Annotated in this window: 10 protein-coding genes and 1 pseudogene; 7 read left to right on the forward strand and 4 right to left on the reverse strand. The window is 69.6% G+C overall.

All coding sequences use genetic code 11. The annotated features are described in order from the left end of the window. Positions 1-106: pseudogene (locus G3O00_RS43625) on the reverse strand (Crp/Fnr family transcriptional regulator); the annotation flags it as partial. Between the two features lie 81 nt (positions 107-187). Between G3O00_RS43625 and G3O00_RS35295 the strand changes: the two are divergent. From G3O00_RS35295 to G3O00_RS35305, 3 genes are all read left to right on the forward strand, one after another. Next, positions 188-712, forward strand: coding sequence for an Mpo1-like protein (locus G3O00_RS35295; RefSeq protein WP_206145755.1), 525 nt, complete (start codon positions 188-190; stop codon positions 710-712). Further along, complete coding sequence (locus G3O00_RS35300) at positions 705-1,751, forward strand: 2-dehydropantoate 2-reductase (protein ID WP_206145756.1); 1,047 nt, start codon at positions 705-707, stop codon at positions 1,749-1,751. Before G3O00_RS35295 ends, G3O00_RS35300 begins: the two co-directional genes overlap by 8 nt. A gap of 92 nt (positions 1,752-1,843) precedes the next feature. Further along, positions 1,844-2,446 (forward strand): class I SAM-dependent methyltransferase, encoded by a 603-nt coding sequence (locus G3O00_RS35305; RefSeq protein WP_206145757.1) that lies wholly within the window; start codon positions 1,844-1,846, stop codon positions 2,444-2,446. Positions 2,447-2,468: 22 nt separating this feature from the next. On the opposite strand, the gene G3O00_RS35310 is transcribed toward G3O00_RS35305, so the two are convergent. Together G3O00_RS35310 and mdtD are read right to left on the reverse strand one after the other, a co-directional pair. Continuing rightward, on the reverse strand, positions 2,469-3,743 hold the full coding sequence (locus G3O00_RS35310) for an EAL domain-containing protein (RefSeq protein ID WP_174931626.1): 1,275 nt from the start codon (positions 3,741-3,743) through the stop codon (positions 2,469-2,471). 196 nt (positions 3,744-3,939) lie between these two features. Next, entirely contained in the window at positions 3,940-5,376 is a 1,437-nt protein-coding gene (gene mdtD / locus G3O00_RS35315) for a multidrug transporter subunit MdtD (RefSeq protein ID WP_041492932.1), read from the reverse strand. Positions 5,377-5,594: 218 nt separating this feature from the next. On the opposite strand from mdtD, the gene G3O00_RS35320 reads away from it, so the two are divergent. Continuing rightward, positions 5,595-5,918 carry a DUF2917 domain-containing protein gene (locus tag G3O00_RS35320; RefSeq protein ID WP_206145758.1) on the forward strand — a complete coding sequence of 108 codons (324 nt, stop codon included), beginning with the start codon at positions 5,595-5,597 and terminating at the stop codon, positions 5,916-5,918. A gap of 449 nt (positions 5,919-6,367) precedes the next feature. Continuing rightward, complete coding sequence (locus tag G3O00_RS35325) at positions 6,368-7,759, forward strand: CoA transferase (RefSeq protein WP_206145759.1); 1,392 nt, start codon at positions 6,368-6,370, stop codon at positions 7,757-7,759. 21 nt (positions 7,760-7,780) lie between these two features. On the opposite strand, the gene G3O00_RS35330 is transcribed toward G3O00_RS35325, so the two are convergent. Next, the gene (locus G3O00_RS35330) at positions 7,781-8,527 is read right to left on the reverse strand and encodes a GntR family transcriptional regulator (protein ID WP_011352976.1); all 747 of its coding nucleotides are present in this window, start codon (positions 8,525-8,527) and stop codon (positions 7,781-7,783) included. 166 nt (positions 8,528-8,693) lie between these two features. On the opposite strand from G3O00_RS35330, the gene G3O00_RS35335 reads away from it, so the two are divergent. Further along, complete coding sequence (locus G3O00_RS35335; RefSeq protein WP_206145760.1) at positions 8,694-9,539, forward strand: aldo/keto reductase; 846 nt, start codon at positions 8,694-8,696, stop codon at positions 9,537-9,539. Between the two features lie 60 nt (positions 9,540-9,599). After that, positions 9,600-10,097: a hypothetical protein gene (locus tag G3O00_RS35340; protein WP_206145761.1), complete on the forward strand. Its 498-nt coding sequence runs from the start codon at positions 9,600-9,602 to the stop codon at positions 10,095-10,097. The last annotated feature ends 114 nt before the right edge of the window (positions 10,098-10,211 follow it).

The following is a 10,211-nucleotide window of genomic DNA, read 5'->3' on the forward strand; positions in this document are numbered from 1 at the left end:
GCAGCGCCGCGCGGGCAAGCAGGTCCGCGCGCAACGCGGGCGGCAGCGCGGCGAACCACGGGTTCGCTTCGATCTGCGGCAGGTACGGGGCGAGCGAAGAGGGCATGGGCACGCGATGTCGGGTAGCTGACAGAGGTTCTCGGGCGTGACGCGCATCATAGCGCTCAACCACCGACCAGGAGACGCGATGAAGACGCTCGAAGACCATCTTGCCCAGTATGCGGCCTACCATCGCGACGTGCGCAACATCGCGACGCACCTGGTCGGGATTCCGATGATCGTATTCGCGGTCGAGGTGCTGCTGTCGCGGCCGGCGCTCGGCATGACGGCCGGCGTCGCGCTGTCGCCGGCGCTGCTGTTGGCCGTCGTGTTCGCACTGTTCTACCTGCGCCTCGACCTGCGGTTCGGGATCATGATGACCGTGCTGTTCGCGCTGAGCCTGTGGGCTGCGCAGGCGCTCGCGTTGCTGCCGACCGCCCAATGGCTCGCGATCGGCATCGGCGCGTTCGTCGTCGGCTGGATCGTGCAGTTCGTCGGGCACTGGTTCGAAGGGCGCAAGCCCGCATTCGTCGACGATCTGGTCGGCCTGATGGTCGGGCCGCTGTTCGTCGTGGCCGAGGTCGCGTTCTTCGCGGGGCTGCGCGGCGACGTGCGCCGCGAAGTCGAACGGCGGGCTGGCCCCGTGCACGGCGGCGCGCATTCGCATGTCTGACGCACCGGTCTGCGTGTTCGGCGCGGGCGCCGTCGGCTGCTATCTCGGCGGAAGGCTCGCGGCGGCGGGCGCGAATGTGACACTCGTCGGCCGCGCACGGATCGGCGACGCGATTCATCGGCACGGGCTGACGCTGACCGACCAGCGCGGCTATCGCGCGACTCTCGCACCGGCCGATGTCGTATTCGAGACCGATCCGGCGGCTGCGGCAGCCGCGCGGCTCGTGCTCGTGGCGGTGAAATCGGCGGCGACGCGTGAGGCCGCGGCGCAGCTTGCCGGCGTGCTGCGGCCCGGCACGGTCGTGATCAGCTTCCAGAACGGCCTGCACAACGCCGACGTGCTGCGCGAAGCGCTGCCACAAGCGACCGTGCTGGCCGGCATGGTGCCGTTCAACGTGATCGAGCGCGAGCCCGGTGCGTTTCACCAGGGCTCGGCCGGTGCGCTGGCGGCCGAAGCGTCCCCCACGCTGCAGCCGTTCGCCGGTGCATTCGCGCGCGCCGGGTTGCCGCTCGCGCTGCATCGCGACATGCCGGCCGTGCAATGGGCGAAGCTGCTGCTCAACCTGAACAACGCGGTCAACGCGCTCGCGAACCTGCCGCTGCGCGACGAACTCGCACAACGCGCGTACCGGCGCTGTGTTGCGCTTGCGCAGCGCGAAGCGCTGCATTGGCTGGCGCGGGCCGCGATCCGGCCCGCGCGGCTGACGCCGTTGCCGGCCGGGTGGATCCCGGCCGTGCTCGACTTGCCCGATCCGGTGTTTCGCGTGCTCGGCGGCCGGATGCTCGCGATCGATCCGCTCGCGCGTTCGTCGATGTCCGACGATCTCGCGGCGGGGCGGGCGACGGAAGTCGAGTGGATCAACGGCGAGGTCGTGCGGCTGGCCGCGCACTTTGGCGGGCAGGCGCCTGTCAATGCACGACTGTGTGCGCTCGTGCACGACGCGGAACGCGCGGCGGCGCGCCCGGCCTGGCGCGGCGATGCGCTGTGGGCCGAGCTGACCGCTCAGGTGCCGCGCGCGGGCGACGTGCGGGCCGCGTAGGGGCTGGCAGCCCGTCGCGCGAGGTGCCGCACCGGGGGCGCAACGGCTAAGATGCGGGGTGCGTCATACGACGCCTATGCGGAGCCGTCACCATGGTGGATCGCCCGACTCTCGATGCCTACGACGCCCATGCTGCGCAATACGCGCAGGACTGGCTCGACCAGGCTGCGCCCGACGACATGTACGCGCTGCTGGAGCAGCATTTCTCGCCGGGGCCGACCGCTGATGTCGGCTGCGGAGCCGGGCGCGATACGGCCTGGCTCGCGTCGCGCGGTTTCGACGTGCGCGGCTACGACGCGAGCACCGCGCTGCTCGACGAGGCGCGGCGCCGCCATCCGGATCTCACCTTCGAGCTGGCCACGCTGCCGGCGCTGGCCGGCGTGCCGTCCGGCGCGTTTCGCAACGTGCTGTGCGAAACGGTCGTCATGCATCTCGAGCAGGCGGACGCGGCGGCCGCCGCCACGCGGCTGGCCGAACTCCTGATGCCGGGCGGCACGTTGTACATGAGCTGGCGGGTGGCCGGAAACGGCACGTTGCGCGACGAGCGCGGCCGCCTCTATACGCCGCTTGATTCGGCGCGGATGCGGGCGGCGCTTGGCGCCGGCATGCAGGTGATCGACGAGCACGAGGTCGTCAGCGCCTCGTCCGGCAAGCGCGTGCACCGGTTGATCGTGCGCAAGGCCGCCGCCGCATAAGTAGCGCGGCGCGGCGGCGCGCTCATTCGCGGTTGAGTGCCGCTTCCCAGTTGATGTCGACGCAGAGCACCTGCATGCCGGTCGCGACCGGCGCGGCGATCGACGCGGTCACGCACAGGTGCGCCTCGTTGATCGACAGGTAGGGCGGCGTCAGGTGCACGCGGCCCGGCGCGCGCATCGCATCAATGAAGTACGGGCGGCGTTCCCAGCTCGCGCCTTCGGAGTGCAGCAGCGGCCGGAAGCGCTTGGCGCGCTGCGAGACGCTGCCGCGTGCGAGCACGTTGTCGCCGATCTGGCGGCCCGATGCGTCGAGCAGGAAGCAGCGCGCGGTCTCGGGCAGCCCGAGTACGACGGCCGCCGCGTCGGTGAGCGGCTCGCCCGCGCCGAGCTTGCGGCTCGCTTCCTCGAGCGCCGCGACGTACGGTGCGACTCGTTCCGCCTGGGTGCGCTCGCGTTCCGCGACGCGCAGCCGCAACGCGGCAGACAGCGTATCCATGCAGCCCGCGGCGGCCTGCGGCTGCACCGGTTCGACGCTCGGCCCCGCGAAGTACTGGCCCTGCACGAAATCGACGTCGCACTCGAGCGCGATCAGCGCGTCGCGCTCGGTCGCGAGCCCGCCCATCAGCACGAGCTGCCCGGATTCGTGCAGCAGCGACACGAGCCCCGGCAGCACGCGTTCGAGATGTGAGTGCTCGCTCGCCTGCGCGAGGATGCCCGGGTCGAGCGTGACGATGTCGGGGTGCAGGTGCCACACGCGGTCGATGTTCGAATGCTTCGCGCCGAACCCGACCAGTGCGATCAGGAAGCCGGCCTTGCGCAGCCCGTCGACGATCGCCGCGTAGCGCGGCGTCTCGCCGCCCGCCTGTTCGGGCACTTCGAGCACGACGCGATGCGGCGGCAGCCCGAGCGCCTTCAGGTTCGCGAGCATCGCGTCGCTGTAGACGGTATCCATCAGCGCGGCCGGATGCAGGCTCAGGAAGAGCCATTCGTCATGGCTGTCGAACGCGTGGAAGTTGCCGAGATGCAGCGATTCGGCGAGCCGGCCGAGCTCGAGCAGGTCGCCGCGCCGCGCCGCCTGCGTGAACACCTCGTGCGACGCCACCTGCCGGCTTTCCTCGTCGTGCGCACGCAGCGACGCGTGATAGCCGATCGCGCGGCGGTGCGACACCGAGAAAACGGGCTGGAACACGCTGAACACGGTGTAGCCGCCGTACAGCACGGTGCGCCGGTTCCCGTCGTCGCCGGCGACGGGGCGGGGCGGCTGAAAGCCGGGGGGATCGATTTCGATCATGCTCATGATGTCGGCCGAAGGAAGACTGCCAGTTTACCTAGAGAATAGGCGAGCAAGAAGCGTGCACGGCATCGTACCCCGTGCGGCGGCGCGTCGCGGCCGAGCCGCGGGCATTGCCGGTGTTTCAGATGCGCATCGCGGGGCCTCGCCGCACCGCAATGGTGCGCGCCGACCCGGTTCGGCGCGTGCTACGTGTTGCGCGTCATGCGCGCTCGGACGGGTCGGTCTTGCGCGCGGTGCTGCGGATCTCGGGCGCGAGCTGCGCGAAGATCCACGCGGAAGCGGCCGTGATGATCCCGACGCAGATGAAGGTCGCATGGAACGCCGGCAGCGTGTTGCTCGGCGTCACGGTGCGCAGCATGCCCGTGAAGGTCGCGAGCAGCGCGCCCGCCACCGTGACGCCGAGGCTCATCGACAGCATCTGCACGAGTGAGAACAGGCTGTTGCCGCTGCTCGCGCCGCCCGTGCCGAGATCCTTCAGCGTCAGCGTGTTCATCGCGGTGAACTGCATCGAGTTGAAGCCGCCGAACAGCGCGAGATGCACGACTTTCACCCAGACGGGCACCGTGTCGCGCATCAGCGCGAAGCTCGCCATCATCACGCCGACCATGATCGTGTTCGCGAGCAGCACCTTGCGGTAGCCGTGCCGCGTGATCAGGCGCGTGATGATCCGCTTCGAGAACATCCCGGCGGCCGCCACCGGCAGCATCATCAGCCCGGCCTCGAACGCCGAGTAGCCGAGACTCACCTGCAGCAGCAGCGGGATCAGGTACGGCATCGCGCCGCTGCCGATCCGCGCGAACAGGTTGCCGAGCAGCCCGACGCTGAACGTGTGGATCCGGAACAGTTCGAGCGAGAAGATCGGTTGCGGCGCGCGCACCGCATACAGCCCGTACGCGACGAAGCACGCGAGGCTCAGGATCAGCAGCACGAGCACGGCCGCGTGCTGCATCCCGAGATCGGCGAGCCCGTCGAGCGACAGCGAGATCGCGACCATACCGATCGTCAGCAGCAGATAGCCCTTCAGGTCGAAACGGCCGACGGCCGGGTTGCGCGAATCGGGCATCGAATAGAAGGTCGCGATGCAGCCCGCGACGCCGACCGGCACGTTGATCAGGAAGATCCAGTGCCACGACGCGATCTTCACGAGCCAGCCGCCGAGCGTCGGCCCGATCAGCGGGCCGATCAGGCCGGGAATCGCGACGAACGATAGCGCGGGCAGGTAGCGTTCGGCCGGGAAGGTGCGCAGCACCGCGAGCCGCCCGACCGGCAGCAGCATCGCGCCGCCGACGCCCTGCACGACGCGGAACGCGACGAGCTGCGTCAGCGTATGCGCGTTGGCGCACAGCAGCGAGCCGAGCGAGAACACCAGGATCGCGCTGAAGAACACGCGCCGCGTGCCGAAGGTATCGGCGAGCCAGCCCGATACGGGGATCATCACCGCCATCGTCAGCGAGTACGCGATCACGACCGACTGCATGCGCAGCGGCGATTCGCCGAGGCTCGCGGCCATCGACGGCAGCGCCGTGTTCACGATCGTCGAATCGAGTGTCTGCATGAAGAAGCCCGTTGCGACGAGCCAGAGCATCACGGTGAGGTTCTTTTCGCCGGGAGCGGCGGCGGGCGGGCGCTGGAACATGGGGGCGGGATGGTGGCGCGGGACAGCCGACATTGTAGGGAAAGCCATTGCGCCGTGCAGGTTCGGCGCAAGGGCGGTGCGCAGTCGGGCCGACGGGTGCCCGTCCCCGTCGAACGACCAGTACAGTTCAGCCAAAAGTGTCTGCATCCGTATCTGTCCGTGTGCTGCCACTGTCCGAAATACTGATGCCATCGGACCCGTGCGACCAGGAGGCTGCCATGCGCGAACTGCGACTTTATGTGATCGATGGCGATGAGCCGGCCGGTCGGTGGCGGATCGTCGATCGCACCTCGCTGGAGGTGGCCGACGGTGAGGTCTGGGTGACGATCGAGGGGCGGCGCGACGATCACTGGCTCGGCGTCGGGGATTCGCTGATGCTGATGCCGGGCATGCGCGTCTGGGTCAGCGCGGGGTCGCACAGTGCGACGTTCGCGTTCGGCCCGCTCGAGGTGCCGGCGAGGCGCGCCGCGCAGGCGTGGTGGAAGCCGCTCGTCGCGTGGCGCGACGGCCGGCGTCATGCGCCCGTATCGCTGCCGACGTAGCATGCCCGGGGCCGGATCAGTTCTCCGTCCGCGCATTGTTCGAGCGCAGGCGTGATCCAGCCGGTAGTGCGGTCGTGCGGTGATCTGCGTGATCCGCGAGTCCGGCTTCAGTACGTCCGGGTCGTGCGAACGTTCGACGCTGCCGTGCGAGCGTTTCGCATTGGCACGGCAGCGTGCGAGCAGCCGCACTTTGTCCGCGTGATGGCAGCGGTGCCTGGTTGCGCGACCCGGTAGTGAGCGCAGCAGTTCGCAGTTCACATGTGCAGGGGGCACGCCGGTATCGAGGATGCCGGCAGGCTAGCTGCGCGCTGGAGGAGGTGACGTCGGCCGCTTCCGCCGGGGCACCGGGGAGACGACCGCGCGCGATGCGCTGATTCGTGCGATCAGGATTGCTCGCCGCTGTCGCGAATCCTAGACTCGATCTTGTCTTCCCCACCGCCGATTCCGCCATGACACCCGAACACGCGTTGACGCATCTGTGGCGGCTCGCACACGGTGACCCCGACGCGCTGGCCCGTGCGACCGTGACCGGGCAGGACCCGACGCTGCCGTCGACCTTCCGGGTCGGCACGCTGGCCGCGGCGACGATCGCGGCAGCCGGGCTCGCGGCGGCGGAATGCCATCGGCTTCGCACGGGTGTCACGCAATCCGTCGACGTGTCGGTGCGCGATGCACTCGTCGCGTTCCGCAGTGAACGCTATCTGCGCGTGGACGATGGCCCGCCGCCGGAGTTGCGTCATCCGGTGACGGGCTTCTTCGAGACGGGCGACGGACGCTGGATCCAGTTGCACGCGAACTTCCCGCATCACCTGAACGGCATTCTCGACGTACTCGGCTGCGGTGCGCAGCGGGACGATGTCGCCACGGCGATCCGCGCGCGGGACGGCGCGGCACTCGATACCGTGCTGGCCGAGGCCGGGCTGTGCGCCGCGTTGATCAGAACACCTGACGAGTGGGCGTCGCTCGAGCAGGCGCGCGCGATCGCGTCGCTGCCGCTGTTCGAGATCGAGCGGATCGGCGATGCGCCGGTCGAGCCGATCGGTCGAGGCGACGCCGGGCAGCCGCTCACGGGTGTGCGCGTGCTCGATCTCACGCGCATCATCGCGGGGCCGGTCGTGGGCCGCACGCTGGCATCGCATGGCGCGCAGACGCTGCTCGTCAACGGCCCGCACCTGCCGAACATCGCGCCGCTCGTGATCGACAACGGGCGTGGCAAGCGTTCGACGTGGATCGACCTGCGCGATGCGGCGGGCGTCGATGCGCTGCACGCGCTCGCACGCGATGCGGATGTGTTCCTGCAGTCGTACCGGCCCGGTGCGCTCGCGGCGCGCGGTTTCGCGCCGCAAGCGCTGGCGACGCGGCGGCCCGGCATCGTGTGCGTGTCGATATCCGCGTACGGGCACGTGGGGCCGTGGGCGCAGCGGCGCGGCTTCGACAGCCTCGTACAGTCGGCGAGCGGGATCGCGTGGCAGGAGCAGCAGGCCGCGCACGCAGACGGGCCGCGCCACCTGCCGTGCCAGGCGCTCGATCACGCAACGGGTTATCTCGCGGCGTTCGGCGCGATGATCGCGCTCGCACGCCGGGCGCGCGAAGGGGGAAGCTGGCACGTGCGGCTGTCGCTCGCGCAGACGGGACGCTGGCTGCAGTCGTTCGGCATCGTGCCGGACGGGCTGCAGGCTCCCGATTTCGCGCGCACCGACGTGTGCGACCGGATCGAACGCATCGCGTCGCCATTCGGCACGCTCGATGCGGTGCGGCCGGCCGAGCGGTTGTCGGCCACACCGCCGTCGCTTGCGCGTCCGCCCGTGCCGCTCGGCACCGACGATGCGCGCTGGCTGTGAGCGCCGGCGGCGCGTCTGGCGTTACTTGCGCAGTTCGACGACGAAGTCGTAGTAGTCGTTGCGGCAGTAGGTATCGGTCAGTTCGATCGCGCGCTGGTCCGACGTATAGCCGATTCGTGTGATCAGCAGCAGCGCGTCGTGCGGTGCGATGCCCATCTGCTCGGCGATCTCGTCGGTCGCGTTGACCGCGCGGAAATGCTGCAGCGCGCGCACGATCGGCGTGCCGCGTGCTTCGAGATAGCTGTACAGCGAACCGCCGATCGCCTGCGGATCGGGGATCAGCGTCGCGGGAAACGTCGAATTCTCGACGGCCATCACGATCCCGTCGGCGAGGCGCAGACGCTTCAGGCGCGTGACCGATGCGGCGGGCGACAGCCCGAGCTGGATCACTTCGTCACGGTTTGCCGGCTGGATCTCGCGCGCGAGCCATTGCGAACTCGGCTTGAAGCCGCGCCGTTCGAGCATTTCGCTGAAGCTTGACAGCCGCGACAGCGGATCTTCGTAGCGCGGCTGGATGAAATTGCCGGCGCCCTGCGTGCGGCGAATCAGGCCTTGTTCGACGAGCAGCGCGATCGCCTTGCGTGCGGTGATGCGCGATACGCCGAGCGCATCGGACAGCACGCGCTCGGAGGGCAATGCCTCGCCGGCTGTCCAGCGATTGTCGTGGATCGCGTCGCCGAGCTTGCGGGCGAGCTGCAGGTAGAGCGGCGTGTCGTTGTCGGGGTCGGGGCGCAGGTCCTGCCAGCGGTCGTCCGTGGATGCCTTCATGGAGTGGGTATCGATCTGATTGCGGCCATTCTAAGTCATCACGTGGCGCCGTTATAGCCGGTTTTTGCCGTGCAATAGGTGAATTGCGCGCCGATTGACTACACTGATGCGTCGTATTTCATGGCTGGGCCGCGGTGCGCGGCCACGAATCCGCAACGAGGAACGCATGACAGACACGATCGCCACGGTCGTCCTGCCGGACGGCGAGACGATTCCGAAGCTTGGCCTGGGCACGTGGGAAATGGGCGAACGGCCGGCCCGGCGCGCAGACGAGATCGCCGCGCTGCGCGAAGGCATCGCGCTCGGGATGACACTGGTCGATACGGCCGAGATGTACGGCGACGGCGCGACCGAGGAACTGGTCGGCGAGGCGCTCGCGGGCCTGCGCGACGACGTGTTCCTCGTCAGCAAGGTCTATCCGCACCATGCGAGCCGGCGCGGCGTCGTCGCCGCATGCGATGCGAGCCTCAAGCGCCTGCGGACCGATCGCCTCGACCTGTACTTGCTGCACTGGCGTGGCTCGGTGCCGCTCGAGGAGACGATCGAAGGCTTCGAAGCGCTGCAGCGCGCGGGCAAGATCCGTCACTGGGGCGTCAGCAACTTCGATACGGCCGACATGACCGAGCTCGTCGATGAAGCCGGTGGCGGCGCGTGCGCGACCAACCAGATCCTCTACAACATCGCGCGGCGCGGCCCGGAGTTCGACTTGCTGCCGTGGCTTGCCGAGCACCGGATGCCGGCGATGGCGTACAGCCCGGTCGATCACGGGCGACTGCCGAAGCGCTCGCCGCTCGACGAGATCGCGCGGCAGCGCGGGGTGTCGGTGATGCGCGTCGCGCTCGCGTGGGTGCTCGCGCAGCCGGGGGTTTTCGCGATCCCGAAGGCGTCGCGGCTCGAACACGTGCGCGACAACCGCGCCGCGCTCGATTTCGTGTTCAGCGATGACGAGCGCGCGCAGCTTGACGCGTACTTCCGTCCGCCACGCAGCAAGCGCGCGCTCGAGATGCTCTGACGACACCCGGCCGGGCAACGCAGCGGGTCAGTGGTTGGCTCCGGACGATCCGCCGTTGCCGTGACCGCCGCCGTTGCCGTTCCCGGTGCCATGGCCGTTGCCGACACCGTTGGCCCCGCCATTGCCGGCGCCGCCACTGCCGTTTCCATTGCCGTTGCCACCGCCATTGCCGTGGCCGCCGCCGTTACCCGAGCCACCGTCGCCATTGCCATTGCCATGGCCGCCGTTGCCGTGACCGCCGCCGTCGCCATTGCCGTGGCCGCCGCCGTCACCATTGCCGTGTCCGCCGTTGCCATGACCGCCGCCATCGCCGTCGCCATGGCCACCACCGTTGCCGTGACCGCCGCCGCCACCATTGCCGTGTCCGCCGTTGCCATGACCGCCGCCATCGCCGTCGCCGTGGCCACCACCGTTCCCCGCACCGCCGCCGCCACCATTCCCGTGGCCGCCGTCCCCCTGCCCCCCCCCACCGCCGCCGCCACGACCCCCACCTCGCCCGCCGCCCCCCCCCTTGCCGTGGCCGCCGTTGCCCCGACCACCGCCCTCGCCGCGGCCTAGACTCCCACGTTGCCGAACGCCCTCCGCCGCCTCGCACCTTCGTCCCCTCCGCCTGCTTGACGGCTTACGGGAATAACAGTAACCGCAGCGACATGTCGAAACACTGCATCCGCT

The sequence above is a fragment of the Burkholderia sp. Ac-20384 genome (assembly GCF_017104605.1).
GTDB lineage: Bacteria > Pseudomonadota > Gammaproteobacteria > Burkholderiales > Burkholderiaceae > Burkholderia > Burkholderia lata.